The organism is Streptomyces sp. NPDC057950 (assembly GCF_042887295.1).
GTDB lineage: Bacteria > Actinomycetota > Actinomycetes > Streptomycetales > Streptomycetaceae > Streptomyces > Streptomyces kaempferi.
Map to the genome: position 1 here is coordinate 732,466 of NZ_JBHVPP010000001.1, position 15,550 is coordinate 748,015.

Consider the following 15,550-nt stretch of genomic DNA (forward strand, 5'->3'; position numbering starts at 1 on the left):
GATCAGCAAGTTCTCGACTTGCTGGGTATGGTCGCACGCCTGCGCGTACCGGTGAACCTGCGGTGGCTCTCGACCTGGGCGGACCAGCGTGCAGTTTCCGATTTCGCCGACCAAGCTGCGACGTTTTTCCACAAGGCCGGTGATGACTGGCGCTTCATCCATAACAGCTTCCGGCGCTATCTCGCAGACGCCACGGCTCACGTCGCCGGCATGGCCGAGGAGGCGCGCGAACGCGGCTTCCATAGGCAACTTGCGGACATGTGCGCCAACTCCGGGCCTGAATGGAGCCTGTATCAAGACGAAGCAGCCGCGCATCTCTTCCTGGCCGGTCAGTACGACCGCGTACTGGCGCTTGCTGCGCCGCAGAATCTGCGCCAGTCTCTGATCGACTTGCGGCCCCTGGCCACGGTGAGAGATCACGCACTGCTGGCGCTGCGCTCGGCCAGCCTGCTGGACGATTCGCAGGCCTTCGTGCGCATGCTGGTGTTCCTCAGCGAACTACGACTGCGTGAGACCGTCTTGGAGAGGGAGCCGCTTGCGGAAGCGGTGCACGCCTTTGACTCACGGCTGGCCCTGGACCACATCGCCCGGGGCGGACGACTGAGGATCACGCGGAAGGCCGCCCTTTCCCATGCCGTGACCTTTGCCAACCGCGGCAACGTGGATGCGGTCCAGAGAATCCTGCGTGCCTGCGGTGGCCTGGCCGGAATCGCAGGCGAGGAAGACCCGTCGCCGGAAGCGGTCGCCGATTGGGCTGAAGCGACATGGAACCTCTCCGGTCTCGACGCGGTGCTGGTCGCACTCAACCACCAACTTCCCCACCCTCCAGACGACACGGATGAGCCGGCGCTCAGCACCGAACGACCTGAAGAGTCCGCAGGCGTCGAGGAGGCGGAATCCTCACGGCGAGCGCTGCTCCGCGAGCAACAGGAGCGCGAGGCGAGCACGATCAGCTGTCGCAGCTTCGCTCATGCCCGTTGCTTCGATCTCCTCGTCGAGACCCGTGACGACGTGGCTCTCGACGCCTTGACGGCCGTGATCGATGCTGAAGCCACACCCAGTTGGCGCGCACGAGCACGCTACATGCGGGCCCAAGCTGCTTCAGAAGACCAAGCGCAAACCGATCTCCTGCGATGGGCGCGCGAAATCATCGCCATCAACGCGGAAGAAGGGGATGCAGACGAGGTGGACGATGAGGATCTGCCGGCCAACGGCTCCGCCCCTGCTGTACACCTCAGCATCCGGATCGCCGCCGCCGAACTGCTCGTCCGAAACGGTTTCGACAGCGCGCCCGAAATCGATGAACTCGTGCCCCCCGGCACGGCCGTTGCCTGGCCATCCACCGTGTCCGGGCAAGAACGCCTCGAACCCTTCCGGACACTGATCGGGCTCAACAGACTCCGGTACGTCCACCCCGATCCGACACAGCCAGACCCCATGCCGACCTCAGACTGGACATCGCGGGAAGCTGGCAACGAGCGTTTCCGGCGAGCACTGCGTGTCCTGGCCCAGATGGAGGGCCAGCGACTTGCTGCCTCCACAGGTCTCGGAGACCCGCCCGATGTGCCGGCACAGGCGGATCCCATCATCCGCCTTCTCGAAGTCCCCTCCGAGAACACCCGTGACTGGACAGGCTGGTACATCGTTCGCGACGCTGCCCTTGAGCTCTTCGGCAGAGTAGTGGACCTCGCGACCAAACAACACGGCAGCGCTGGCCTGCAACGCCTGCTCTCACGATTCGACACCGCCTGGGAGAGCGAAGAACGGGCTGGCTACTGGGCACCCCAATACCAACAAGCGGTCATTGAGGCCGCCCTAAAAGCTCACGCCGACGCCACTTCGTGGGCCGTGGAACAACTCCAACGGCTCGATGGTCTGATCAACGACTGGTCATCCGGCCCACACGACAGGGTGTCACTGTGGCTGGCACAAGCGCGAGTCTGGGCGCTCGTCGACCATGAACAGGCAGCCCGACACGCGACTCGCTGCGCTGTTGACACATCGCTCGGCATCGACGCCAGCGATCATGACCGGCAATTGGTCGAGTGGGTCGACTGGCTGGTCACCGCCGCAGATGAAGGAGACATGTCTCCCACGCAGTTCACCGCGACGGTCCTCACATACGCCTCTCGTATCTCCGCTGCCGACGCAGGCCATCACGCCTCAGGCGCAGCGGAAAAACTCATCGCCTCAACCTTTCCCCGTGATCCCTCTCTGGCCTGTGACTTGGCTGAGTGGCTGTGCACCGTGGGAACGCTCGCCGAAACCGACGCCGTCCAAGCCGTGGTGCTGGCCGCGTGCCACCACCCAGATATTCCCGTCCTCGACAGCGCGGCCGTCGCGGTCCATCTGCTGTTCCCGATCACGCCCGAGCCGACTGAGGAAATCGCCAATGCCGTACACGCTCGCAGGACGGCGAGCTCTGGAGGCGACGCTGTGTCGGCCCTGGAGCGAGCCCAGCAGCTCTGGGCCGTCGAGGAATTGAACCGCGACGCAGCCGAACAGACAGTTAGCCAAGAGGCCATCGAAGAGGCGCCTGCAGATACTGCAGACGCTCCACCGTCCGTCCAGACCCTGGGCAGCCTGCTCACCGTTCTTCGAACCGCGCCAACAGCAGCAACCTCCCCGCCGGAGGGCTGGGATCTAGCCGTCGAGCATGCAACCGCCACCATTACGTCCACGACTCCGGCTCAGGCTCGTGCTCTGCTGGAACAGGCCGGGCGCCTGCGCCTGTCAGGATCAGCCCTGGGCAGACTCGCGGCACTGGCTGCACAATCGGGCGAATCCGGCGCAGCCGCAGACGCCCTCAAAGACGCGCTCAGCCGTACCCCGGCGTATGGATGGCTGCGCCACTACGACGGGGGAACCCGGCTGGCCGTCCTCCATACCGCCCTCCGCTACCGGCACCCCGCCCTTGTGCAACTCGCCCGACAAGACCTCGCCAACGCCTTCCTCACCGGCTCCCTGTCCGCGCAGTTGTCGCCCGACGACATCCGAGACATCACCCAACTGGTCACAGAACCCGGAACCGTCGCCCGAGCTTGGCCCGACGTGGAGGCCTACCTCGATGAGGTAGCGCCCGCTGCTACCGACACCACGGACATCCCCGCTGCTCCGGCAGCAGCCATCTCAGCTGTCGAGGCGCTGGCACGATGGGTCGGGCTGTATCTCGGCCACCCGGTCCGCTCTCTCGATTTCGGCGCACGACGGGCCCTTCAGTTGCTGGGCACCCGCCACCAGCACGTGATCCAGACCATCCTCGCCGCAAACATCTCGCGAGGAGGATGGGCATGCGAAGCTGCCCTGCTCACCTTGATCACCACGCCGAAAGACGAACGGGCAGACGATGTGTCCGCCGAACTCGATGCCGCGCTGCAGGTCGCTGCCACTGGGCCCGACGCTATCTCCCGAGACCTCGCCCGCCGTTTCGCTCGGCAGCACGACATTGAGCTGGAGAATCCGCCGCGCCGAGCTCGTCCTGCCGCATACGGCCTGGCCCTTCCTCCTCTTCCCGAACGCACAGCTCCAGAAGAGGACCGGCACGGTACCCCGCACCTGGACGCTCACAATCCACGCCACATGCTTGGCCCGTTCGACCTTGCTCTCCAGATGCTCTCCGAGGCCTCCGGGCTGGAAGACTCGGCGGTACTCCACCGGGCCGCCCAGATTGCCAGATCCAACGCCGATCGCTGGACTGCGGGAGGTCACCACGCTCTCGCACAGCGTCTCACCTCACGCCGTCAGCGCCACAGCTATCGCCCGTGGGCCTATATGGCTGGCCGCCGAGCTCTTGGAACCGTTCTTGGTGAGCTCCTTGACGTCGACACGCAGGGGGACGCCCCGGCACTTCCCGCCTACTCCTTCGGCTTGATCGACGAGCAAATGGTCACCGTTAGACCCCGGCCTCTCCCCGGATGGCTGCCGCCGATCTGGAGACCGGAAGGAACCTCCTCCTACGACGTGGATAACTGGTGCGCCGAAGCAGGGCCGGCTGTGGATGAGTACGCGCGCGCATACGCTGCGGCCAAACCGTACGTACTGGCTGAACGCGGTCAATGGTGCAGCTTGGAGTGGGGAAGGCCGGAAGAGGAACGCAGAGTCCACACGACGCACGGCAACGCGCTCGGTGCCGCCTTCTACCTTCCCAAGCGTCAGGCCTGGGAAGCATTCCATGCTGAATTCGCCCGGTACCCGGCCGGTCGAGGTCTTGACTGGGCGGACAAGGAGCTGGTTGTCCACGGTTACGAAGACTGGACGGACGCCCAACACCGAGACTGGCTCGCGCTCCATCCAGCCGTCGGGGCCGAACTTGGATGGAAGCACGACCCATGCGAATTCTTCACATGGAGGGGAGAGGACGGCCACTGGCGTGCACGCACGGTGCTTCTGGTCCGAGGAAATCTCAGCCACCAACCACCACGGCACGCGACCTGCACCGAGACCTGGCAGGTTCAATTGAGCGAAACCGGCTACGCCGAGCTCAACACGGCATTTCCGAAACTGAAGCGAACCCTGACAACGACCCGAACTCTGCCTGCCAGCAGGCGGAAGCGCCGCCCAGAAGAGACTGAGGTAAGCCGCAAGGAACTGGCCGCAGACGTCATCTAGGTGGATTGCCTTTTATCTTCTAGTAAGTTCCTCGCCAGGTGGGTGTCGTCGGGTCTGGTGCATGATCGGGTGACATCTGAACTGGCCTATCCTGTGGGGCGGGTGGGAAGGATGACGCTGTGTCCAAGCCTTATCCGGAAGAGCTCCGCGAGGATGTCGTACGGGTCGCGAGGAACCGCGGTCCGGGCGTGACGGTCGAGCAGGTGGCGCTCACCAACTCGGAAGTTCCCCAGTCGCCACCGAGGTCAACCGTATTGGTCTGCTCTGTATAGAAGAGCTCTTGAGCTTGCCGAGGCCGATGAGTTTGTCCTCGCTGTTGTAAACGGTGACCTCAGTGCCGTCGGAGATGTCGGCGTACATGTCTTCGCCCGCACACCCAGTTCGTTTGGCCTCGACACTCCCCTTCCGCCGTTCAGGACAAGGTGGCCAGTGAGAGTGAAAGTGGCCGGGTCTACCTCGTGGCCAGCCCGCCAGCCGATGCTGTACGAAACCCCAGCGATGACCGCGACCGCGGCTATGGTGATGCTGATCCGGCGCCAACCGGCCGTGGGCCGCCGTTGGCCCGTAGAGTCGGGCGGGGTTTCGCACACAGGACCTCCGATGTACGGAGCTACATGATGGCGAGCGGGACTGACAGGGGTGGTGGGTCGGTTGGACCTATGCTGCCAATCGTCCCGGCGCACTGGCAGAGAGGCGGCTATAGTCTCCGCATCGATATATCAGCGGGCATTCGCTTGTGGGTGGACCGGGGTTCTGCCCTTCCAGGGCGCACGGGGTCGAGCGGGCCGTCGCCTCCGCCCTCAATTCTCGCTCTCGCAAGAGACTCGGCTGGTGAACTCCCGCAGAAGTCCTCAACGATCACCCACTCACGCTACAGAGAAGCGGTGTTGCAACGGCCCCTTGAACCGAAGTCGGGCGGGGGCTTCATGCTGTGCGGTCAGGTCATCAGCAGGGCGACGCCGCGGAGTGGGCGCGTGAAGTCGCTGCGGCCAACCGTGTGGGCCCAGTTTCGCCACAACGCCCCCATACGCCCTCATTGCTGGGAATGATGCATTCCTCAAAGCGTCATTTCTGGGGGACCATGAGCCAGAACGTCACGCCGAGCCGCTCGGCGAGCCGGGACCGGTGCGAGCCGCCGTGGTCGTCGCTGCCAAGCGCAGGTGTTCCGCGGGCGGATTCCGTACCCGGCACCGGCCCGCAGTGGGCACCTCACGGGTCTCGCCATCCGCTGGCTCGCCTTGGGGCGGCGCTGATCTGCATCAAGCGAAACCTCGATGTTCCACACGGTTGACGGGCGATAGGGTAAGGGACCGGTCTGTAGCGCGCACCACGCCGCCGACCGCATCACCAGGCAGGTCAGGCAGGTCAGGCAGGCAGGGAGGGCTGGCGTGGCTCGGGAGTCGAGCGACCTCGAAAGCCGGTTCACGGACCTGGCGCTCGCCTCAGCCAATTTCGGTTTTCTTCTTCCCTACGAACCGCTCCTCGTGCTCTATGGAGCCTCGGCCGAGGCTCGTGCGTCCACTGCTCCTGCTGTGGCGGTGACGTCGGCGCGTCAGTTCGGTGAGGTTCTCGCCGCCAAGCTTGGCCACGTGGCCGGGGTGCGGCCGCCGACGGCGGACCAGTCGGCCCGTCTGCGGGTGCTGACCCGAGCCGGGCTGCTGCCGGCACGAGTCCTTGCCGCGTTCACCGACCTCCGCGGTTCCTCAGAGGGTGACCAGGGAGCGGCGGCCGCGTCTCACCTGGTGCAGCGCTGTTTCGAGCTGGCGGTCTGGTTCTTCCGTCTTCAGACCTCCGACAAGGAGCCGATGTCCTTGGTTCACACCAGCCCGTCCGACCTCGGTGTGGTGGCGGAGCTAGTGGCCCCGCTTGACGCGGTGTTGCCCCGGTTGCGCCGGGAATTCGACCGTAGGGTGGGGCCAACTTCCTTGCCGGCCTCCGAGCGCGAACACTTGATCGTCAGCGCCCGCGACGCTGCCTATGAGCCGTTGGCAGAAGAGGCGATCGCGGCGGAGGTGCAGCGCGGGCTCACCAAGGCGGGGTGGGATGTTCTGGGCCCCGATGCGGATGATGACCGGCACCACTCGCTCGGTTGCGTGTTGATCGAGCCCCGTCTGCCCGGCGGCAGCCGTGCCGACTTGCTGCTGTTGGTTGGCGGGCAGGTAGTGGGCATCATCGAGTGCAAGAAGGACGGCGCGGATCTCAGCACGGCCATGGAGCAGGCGGGGAGGCTGGCCGCCACGGTGACGGACGCCTCGCCGTGGTCGGTCTGGCGCTCTCCGCTGCCCTATCGGTACGTGAGCGACGGCCGACGGCTGCTTTTCTACGACGCCAATGATCCAGAACCGCGCGGCCGGCTGGTCAGCGGCTTCCACCGGCCGGCCACGTTGGCTCGTTGGCAGCGTGAAGCAGAGGCAGACGGTGAGGCGCCAACCTATCGCGCCAGGATGGCGGCCCTGCCGCCTCTGCAGGAGGGCACGCAGGCGGCCGGGCAACTGCGCCAGCTGCAGCTCAAGGCAGTTTTGGCAGTCGAGCAAGCCCTCGCAGCCGGAGACCGCCGTGCTCTGGTCCAGATGGCTACCGGCACAGGACGGATCTATACCGAGGTCTTCGCGGCCTACCGCCAGCTCAAAGACGCCAGGGCCGCCCGCATCCTGTTCGTCGTCGACCGCGTGGTGATGGCCCATCAGCTGACAGCCGTGTTCCGGCAGTTCACTCTCCCGGATACGGGTCGGAGCCTGGCCGATGTGTACCAAGTCGCAGAGCTGACATCGGCAGGCGTGCCTCCGTCGGCATCCATCGTCGTGGCCATGGCACAACGGTTGGAGGGCATGTTGGCAGGCACGCCCGAGCCGGAGGACGGATCCGCCCGCGTATCGACCTATGAGACCGCCGAGCAGGTCTCGCAGTCCGACACCGTGCCGCTCGAAGTGACCTACTCCCCGACCCTTCCGCCTGACTCCTTTGACCTCATCGTCGTCGACGACTGCCATCACCAGGTCTACGGACGAGGGCGTGCTCTCCTGGAGTACTTCGACGCTCCTGTGATCGGATTCACCGCGACACCGGTCGCCCCGGTGTTCGGCTTCTTCAACGCCAATCTGGTGAGCGAATACCCCTTCGAACAGGCCGTCGCCGACGGACTCGTCGTGGACTACGCCCTCTACCAGGCACGGTTCGAGCCGTCCGGACGCGCGGCGCTGGTGCCGCTGACCGAGCGCATCACCGCAGAGGCCAAGGCTCCGCGCCGCAGCTGGTACGAGCAGTTGGACGAGGACCTGGCTCACGCCGGACCGGCCAGCGCCCCACGGATCGTGGGGCCCAAGCAGCTGGCCGCGGTGATGACGGCGTTCCGTGATGAACTGCCTGCCCTGTTCCCCGAGCGGGCGGTCGAGGGCGGGCTGGGCGTCCCCAAGACCGTGGTCTTCGCACTCAACGACGCGCACGCGGAAGACATCGTGCACCACATCCGCGAGGTGTTCGGCGCCGGCGATACCTTCTGCCAGAAGATCACCATGCGCAGTCATAACCCGGACCAGCTGCTGAGGGACTTCCGGACCGCTCCGCAGTTTCGGATTGCCGTGGTGGTGGACATCATGTCCGGCCCCACCGACATGCGGGCGGTCGAATGCGTGCTGTTCCTGCGCGATGTCCGCTCCGCTGCCTACTACGAGCGGCTACTGGCGCAAGGGGCGCAGCGCATCGCACCGGCGGTGCTCCGCGCGGTCACCCCAGGAGCATTCGCAAAGACCCAGTTCGTGGTGATCGACGCGGTGGGAACCTCGCGTCACCATCACCGACGGCTCGTCAACGTCACTGATGCGTCCGGCCGGGCCGGCCGACGCGCCCTGGAGCGCCTGCTGAACCGCACGGCGGACGCCGGCATGACCGCCGACGAGACGGCCGAACTCGGGGTGCGGCTTGCCCGGCTCGTTCCCGTGTTGAGCGACGCCGATGGCGCTGCCGTGCGGAAACTGGCCGGCTTTTCCTTGGAAGGGTTGGTAGCCCGGCTTCTCGGCACCGTCGATCCGGACCACGTGGCGCAGGTCCGCGCAGCCTGGGGGCCGGAGGCCCTCGAGGAGGAAGTCCGCGATGCCGGTGCGCTGCTGGGCAACAGGCCTGCGCTGCGGCAGATGCTGCTCCGCCTCTACGACCGACCGGCCACACCGGATGCGGGGGAGCCCACCGGACAGAGTGCGGCCGCCGAGGACATGCGACGGCGTCTGGCCGCGTTCCTGCAGCAGGCCGGGCCCTTCACCCCGGCCCAGGTGTGGTGGATCGAGAACATCGTGGAGGCGGCTGCCGCAGCCGAGGACCGATTTGACCCCCGGGACCTCGACAGCGTCCCGTTCTCGGGCCGGGGTGGCACCGACGGCTTCCTTGGCACGTTCGGCGCCGACGCCGCGATTGACCTCCTCGACGACCTGGGTGAGGCGCTCGCTTGAACCGTGACCTTCCTACCGGTTGGACCCTGGTGAAGTTGGCTGACGTCCTGTACGAACCGTTGGCCAACGGCCGGTCCCTGCCCGCCCGCCAGGATGGCTTCCCCGTGCTGCGGGCGACGGCCCTTCGCCCGGTGACGGTGGACTTCACCCAGACCAAGGGCGGCGACGAGACAGCCCACAATAGCCCGCCCGTCCTGGCCGAACCCGGTGACCTGCTGGTCAGCCGGGTCAGCGGCTCCCGGTCCCTGGTCGGCGAGGGCGCCCTGGTGGACGTCCCGCCCCGTGCGACGACCTTCCCCGACACTATGATCCGCGTGCGCGTACAGCCTTCCCTGGTCGACCCGCGATACCTCGCGCACCTGTGGAACTCGCCGATCGTGCGCCGCCAGATCGCGGACCGGGCCCGGCAGGGGGGCGCCGCGCTATACCGGATCAACCACCGTGATCTGGCGGAGATCCTGCTTCCGCTCCCGGCACCTGGCGAGCAGGCCCGGATCACCAGCCTGGTGGAGGACCATCTTGCTCGGATCGACGCCACCACGACCCGCACCCGCAGGGCAGTGGACCAGGCTGGCGAACTGGTCCACGCAATGAGCGCCCAGGCCAGCCTGGGCCGCCTGTCCGGCACCGACCGTGCAGCAGGAAGCCTGCCGGCTGCCAGCACCCACGACGGCGCCCTGCCTGCCTTGCCCGTCGACTGGCGGTGGACCCGTCTGGAGACCGTCGCCGAGCTGACCCTCGGGGTAGCCAAGAACAGCAGACGGCAGTGGGATCCCGCAGACGTGGAGGTTCCCTGCCTTCGCGTCGCCAACGTGCAACGAGGCCGACTGGCCCTGGACGACATCCAGGTGATCCGGGTACCCGCGCAGCGGGCTCAGGCCGCCCGCCTCCGCACTGGTGACGTGCTCCTGACCGGCGGCGGAGACCGCGGCCAGCTGGGCCGCGGATGGATCTGGGAGGAGCAGGTGCCCGACTGCGTCCACCAAAACCACCTGTTCCGCGCACGCATCACCGACCGGCAGCTGCACCCGAAACTGCTGGCCTGGCACGCCAACGGATTCGGCCGCCAATGGTGCCAGCGCAACGCCACGCAGGTCACCGGGCTGGCGTCCATCGGTCTGGGGAAAATCCGGTTGATGCCGGTCCCCCTCGCGCCGGCCGACGAGCAGCAACGGCTGGTCGCATTGGTCGACGCGCACCTCACCACCCTGCAGACCGCCTCCGCCGCGGCCGAACGAGCGGTTGACGTCGCCGACCGGCTGCGGAGCAACCTCCTGCAGCGGGCGTTCACCGGCCAGCTGTCCCACGCCGCCCACCCGTTCGGGCCCCAGGAGTCCTCGCTGTGAACCCACCTGCCTCCTCGCACCCCGGCCCCGACCAGGACCTGGCCAAGGTCCTGTGGTCCTTTGCCGACGTGCTGCGAGAAGACGGGGTCTCGGGCATCGAGTACGTCGAGCAGCTCGCCTGCCTGATCTTCCTCAAGCTGGCCGACGAGCAGAGCCGGCGTCCGCTCAACCCCGTGGAGGTGACCGGCTACGACGCGTGGGCAGAGATCCGCTGGAGCGCCGGTGAGGGCCAGCAGGAGCGCTACGAGCAGGCCCTGGACCGCCTTGCATACGGTCCGGGCAACCTCGGTCTGCTCTTCCGCAAGGCGCAGAACCGCATCCCGGACCCCGCCAAGCTCAGCCGACTGATCGACCTGGTCGACAGCTACCCCTGGTCAGGAGAGGGCAGCCCCGGCCGCGGCGCGGTCTTCGAAGCCCTGCTGGCCCGGATGGCCGCCGATACCAAGACGGGCGCCGGACAGTTCTTCACCCCTCGCCCGCTGATCGAGGCGATCGTGCAGTGTGTCCAGCCGGGCGTAGGCGACACGATCATCGATCCGGCCTGCGGCACCGGCGGCTTCCTGACCAAGTCATTCGAGTACCTGGTCGAGCACTTTCCCCCCGGCGTCACCCCTGCCGAGCGCGCCCGACTCACTGCGGGCGCGTTCAGCGGCACTGAACTCGTCGACGCCACAGCGCGGCTGGCCACGATGAACCTCGTCCTGCACGGACTGACGCGGGCCGACGCCCAGCCCCTGATCGCCGTCGGCGATGCGCTCGCCCAGACTCCGACACGGCACGCGACGCTGGTCCTCACCACGCCCCCGTTCAGCAGGCGATCCACGATCGCCGGGGAGACGTACGCGTACTATCGGCCTGACTTCTGGGCGGAGACCGGCAACCGGCAGCTCAATTTCCTCCAGCATGTCCACAGCCTGCTGCAGCTCAACGGCCGCGCCGCCGTCGTGGTATCCGACAGCGTGCTGTTCGAAGGCGGAGCCGGCGAGCATGTCAGGCGCCGACTCCTTGACGCGTGCGATGTGCACACCCTGCTCCGGCTTCCGCCAGGCGTCTTCTACGCAACCGGCCTCAAGACCAACGTCCTGTTCTTCGACAAGGCCGCTCCCCGGCCAGACGGCAGGCCGTCAACCAAGCAGCTGTGGGTGTACGACCTGCGCTCCCACCGCCCCGCGTCCACCAAGACGACCACGTTGACCAGCGCCGACTACGACGACTTCGTGTCCGCCTACCGGCCAGGACGGCCCCGCAGCGAGCGGGTCGAGTCCCACGTGTTCAGGTCCTTCAGCGTGGAGGACCTGCTCGCCCGGGACCGCACCAACTTCGATCTTCTGGCCGCAGACCCACCGGACGATCCGCTCGCCCCCGCCGAGCCCGAAGCCGACCTGCACCATATGGCCCAGGAAATCGCCGGTGAACTCCGCTCGGCCCTGGAGGAGTTGACCGCTCTCACCGAAGCGCTGCGGCCCTACGGTGCACACGGCGACGGCCCGGATCTGGGCCCGGCGACGTGACCGTGACCATTTCTGCTGCGACTGGGGGGACCGCATGCGGCTGCTGCGCCTGAGCCTTCCCGACTACCGCGGGCTGCGCGACTTCCACCTGGACCTCACCGACGCGGTGGACGGCGGCCATGCCATCGCCACGCTGATCGGCCCCAACGGCGGCGGCAAGTCGCGGGCCCTGCACGCGCTCGCTGAGATCTTCGGTGCCCTGCACCGGCCGAAACACCGCACGGCATTCCCCTTCGACGTCCACTACGAGTTGCGCGGCACAACCGTGAGGGTTGTGCAGACCACCCACGCAGCCGCCCCCGAATTGACCGTGGCGCAGGAGGGCCGCGAGCCGACAAGAGTGCCGAGGGCACACTGGCCGCAACACCTTCCCAATCACGTCTTCGGCTATCAGGCCCACCCCCATGCCCCCTGGACTGCGGAGTTCGACCAGCACCGCCGCTTCGCGACGCGCCGCCTGGGCGATTGGCGCCGGCAGTGGCGAGAGGCCCTTGACGAGTGGCTTGCCAGCCGGTCGCCCGAGGAGGCGTGGCCGGAACAGCTCACCCTGCCCATCCGCTGTCCCCTGTACACCCCTGTCTTCCTGTGCACCCCCGCTCACCTGCCGCTGCTGCTCCTGGCGCAGACCACCCACTGGGCCGACTCGTTCGGTACCTACCTGCGGGAGCACTCCTACATCCAGCACGTCGCCTCGGCCGTCCTGCGCGTCAAAGCGCCCCACACCGTGCGGGGGGCGCCCTTGGCCGAGCTGCCGTACTGGGGCCTGGGCGGGCCCGCCCGCACGCTGTTCGCGGCCGTGGCCGAGTCCGGCCGGTTCGGCCCCATTCCCGACGCCGACCCGGTGGACGGTGCCGGGAGTCCCGCCGACGGGTTCCGGATCGTGCTGGGCACCACCGAGGACGTCCGGGCCTTCCGCAACCTCTTCGACAGTGATCTGTCGATGTTCGGGCTGCTCGCCACCCTGCTCGACGCCGGATACCTCACCGTCGACGTCCGCCTGCACAAGACCGGCGCGGTGATGCTCGGCCTGGACGACCTGAGCTCCGGAGAGCAGCAACTTCTGACCATTTTGGGCCTGCTGCGGCTCCAGCGCGCACAGGAGTCGCTCTTCCTCCTGGACGAGCCCGACTCACACTTCCACCCCGAGTGGAGCCGGCGCTGGTACAGCTCCGTGCGCACCGTGCTCGGGGCACATCAGGACTCGCAGTTCATCACGGCCACCCACGAACCCCTGCTGGTATCCAACATGACCCGCCAGCAGATCCGGATCATCGCCACCGATCAGGAAGGTCAGGCCACGGCCGTAATTCCCGAGGCCACCCCGCGGGGACAGGGCGCAGGCGGTCTGCTGACCACCGATCTGTTCGGGCTGCCCAGCCAACTAGACGAACACACCCAGGAGTTGATCGACCGCCAGTACACGCTGCTGCCGGCGGCGGCCCACGACGCGGTGCTGCAGACGGAGCTCCGCGAGGTCACCGACGAGCTCGACGCACTGGGCTTTACCACCGCGAACCGTGATCCTCTCGTGACGGCCTTCCTCGCCGAACTCCACCGCAGGCGCCGTGCTCTCGTCGAGGCCGCCACCAGCACCAACCCTCCGCCGCCGCAGGTCCTGGAGGCCATGGTCGCCGAGCTGTTCAACGAGCACTTCTCGTCGGTGATCTGACGCCGATGCGACACGTGGACATGAGCGGACTCTCCACTCCACAGGCGTGGACGGCCAAGACCAAAACCACCTTGGACGCCGTGCGGGCCGCGATGGCCAGCAACACCAAGCGCGCCTTCACGGAGCACTGGACCGATGACGAGGTACGCGACCCCCTGCTCGCGCTCGTCGGACAAAAATGCTGGTACTGCGAGACCACAATCCAGCGCGCGGATGTCACCGTCGACCACTTCCGGCCGAAGTCCGAAGTGCTCGGCGAACCAAGCCATGACGGCTACTGGTGGCTCGCCTACACGATCGACAACTACCGCATCGCATGCAAGCACTGCAACAGCGGCGGGGCCCGGTTCAACGGTGCGCGAGAAGGCCGTGCCAAGGGCAGCCGGTTCCCGCTGCTGGCCGGGCCGCGCGCCTGGCGCCAGCACGACGACCTGGGCCTGGAGCAGCCGATGCTCCTTGACCCGGCCCGGATCGGCGATCCCGACCTGCTCGGGTTCGACACCGCCGGCTACGCCCGGCGCAGTCACACCCCCTACTCCAAGGCCGAGGCACACTGCGGGGTCTGCCGCGCCGACGAGACCATACGGATCCTGGCGCTCAACGCCACCCAGATCAAAGACCAACGCCGCCTCCTGATGAAGGAGATCGCGGTACTTGCCCAGATACCGGGCGACCTGCCCAGCGTCCAGGCACTGATTGCCGGGAAAACTGCGACAACAGCGCAATGGAGCGCAGCAGCCGCCGCTGCCCTGGCCCTGCACCGTGCATGTGCTCTGACGAGGAACGAGCCCGACCAGTCCCCGGCAGAGCATCCCGACACCCCGGTCATCGACCCGGGGCGTTCGACCGTCGACGTGCGGGACCTGCTCAAGCACCTGGACCCGGCCGAACTGACCGCCGGCATCCCACTGATCGGCCGTCACAACAACAAGCCGCACCCGGGTGTTCTGCAAGCGGACGGCCGCATCAGCGTCTGGAAGCGCCCTTGGGGTACCCCGAACTCCGCGGCCCGGGCCGCCACCGGCAGCGACGACATCGACGGCTGGGAATTCTGGCGGCTGACCATTTCCGGTGTCGAGCAGTCGCTCGCCGAGTTCCGCGCCGCACACACCACGCCCGACCCACCGGCCTGAGCGGGTAGGCCCGCTTGATGCTCGCCCTGACACGCCTGGGGGCCGGACGAACAGGCCAGACGAAGGACGGACAGCCCTTCAGGGCTGGCGGCGGTCGCGGCGCGCTGGCCCATCGCAGTGATGCCGCGCCGTCGGGTGACGAGGCACAGGCGCTGCGAGGTGCACCATGACGAGGCTCACGCCGGTGATTCACTCACCGCTTTCGGACACTGCTTGTTGCTCCGGACGTTCCGGACTGGGCCCGGATCTTCAGTCAGGGTTCGTGGATTGGGTGCGTTCAGAATGCCGGACGCGGTGGTTGCGACTGGTGTAGCGGCAGAGATTGCAAATTTGCAGATCAAAGTGGTAACTGCCGTGATAGGAGGAGGTGGTTGTGCCTGCTGATGGGGCGGTCCACCGCTATCTGAAGCCCGCGAACGTGATCCTGGCCCCGGACGGGGAGCGGGTGCTGGACTTCGGCATCGCCCACGTCGCCGACGGCACCGCGGTCATCCGTCCTGGCGCGCCGACCGGGACTCCGGGCTGGCTGAGCCCCGAGTACCACCGGGACGCCACAGCGGGTCGCACGGAGATCTTCGCCTGGGGTGTGCTGTACGCCTTCACGGGAACCGGCTGCCACTCCTTCAGCACCGGCGTTCGTACTGGTCGGTGGGGCGATGACTCCTCGCCGACCACCGTGCTTCGGGTTGTGCGTCCGAAAGTCAGTGGTCACCCCTATCGTCGGGAAGAGTAGTTGTCAGAAGGCTTCCGGGGGGAAGAGTGACCGACGGACAGAAGCGAGCAGGGCGGTCCACGGGTCGCGTCGGTTCGGCCAGGCGCAAACGGGTCGTAGCGACGGCGG

General features: G+C 67.2%; 7 protein-coding genes. All 7 read left to right on the forward strand.

The features are described 5' to 3' along the window. The first annotated feature begins 18 nt into the window (after window positions 1-18). The 7 genes from ACFVTC_RS03295 to ACFVTC_RS03325 all read left to right on the forward strand — a co-directional run bounded on the left by ACFVTC_RS03295 (window position 19) and on the right by ACFVTC_RS03325 (window position 15,442). A complete protein-coding gene (locus ACFVTC_RS03295) occupies window positions 19-4,608 on the forward strand; it encodes a hypothetical protein (RefSeq protein WP_390123383.1) in 4,590 nt (1,529 codons plus the stop codon). A 1,388-nt stretch (window positions 4,609-5,996) separates the two neighbouring features. Then, the gene (locus ACFVTC_RS03300) at window positions 5,997-9,050 is read left to right on the forward strand and encodes a DEAD/DEAH box helicase family protein (RefSeq protein WP_390123385.1); all 3,054 of its coding nucleotides are present in this window, start codon (window positions 5,997-5,999) and stop codon (window positions 9,048-9,050) included. A 35-nt stretch (window positions 9,051-9,085) separates the two neighbouring features. Next, complete coding sequence (locus ACFVTC_RS03305) at window positions 9,086-10,396, forward strand: hypothetical protein (RefSeq protein WP_390123387.1); 1,311 nt, start codon at window positions 9,086-9,088, stop codon at window positions 10,394-10,396. Continuing rightward, on the forward strand, window positions 10,393-11,907 hold the full coding sequence (locus ACFVTC_RS03310) for a class I SAM-dependent DNA methyltransferase (RefSeq protein ID WP_365781298.1): 1,515 nt from the start codon (window positions 10,393-10,395) through the stop codon (window positions 11,905-11,907). The genes ACFVTC_RS03305 and ACFVTC_RS03310 overlap by 4 nt, the downstream gene beginning before the upstream one ends. Before the next feature lie 34 nt (window positions 11,908-11,941). Further along, entirely contained in the window at window positions 11,942-13,576 is a 1,635-nt protein-coding gene (locus tag ACFVTC_RS03315) for an AAA family ATPase (protein WP_390123389.1), read from the forward strand. A 20-nt stretch (window positions 13,577-13,596) separates the two neighbouring features. Then, a complete protein-coding gene (locus ACFVTC_RS03320; RefSeq protein ID WP_390123391.1) occupies window positions 13,597-14,709 on the forward strand; it encodes an HNH endonuclease in 1,113 nt (370 codons plus the stop codon). A gap of 373 nt (window positions 14,710-15,082) precedes the next feature. Further along, window positions 15,083-15,442, forward strand: a complete 360-nt coding sequence (locus ACFVTC_RS03325; protein WP_390123392.1) for a hypothetical protein — start codon at window positions 15,083-15,085, stop codon at window positions 15,440-15,442. The last annotated feature ends 108 nt before the right edge of the window (window positions 15,443-15,550 follow it).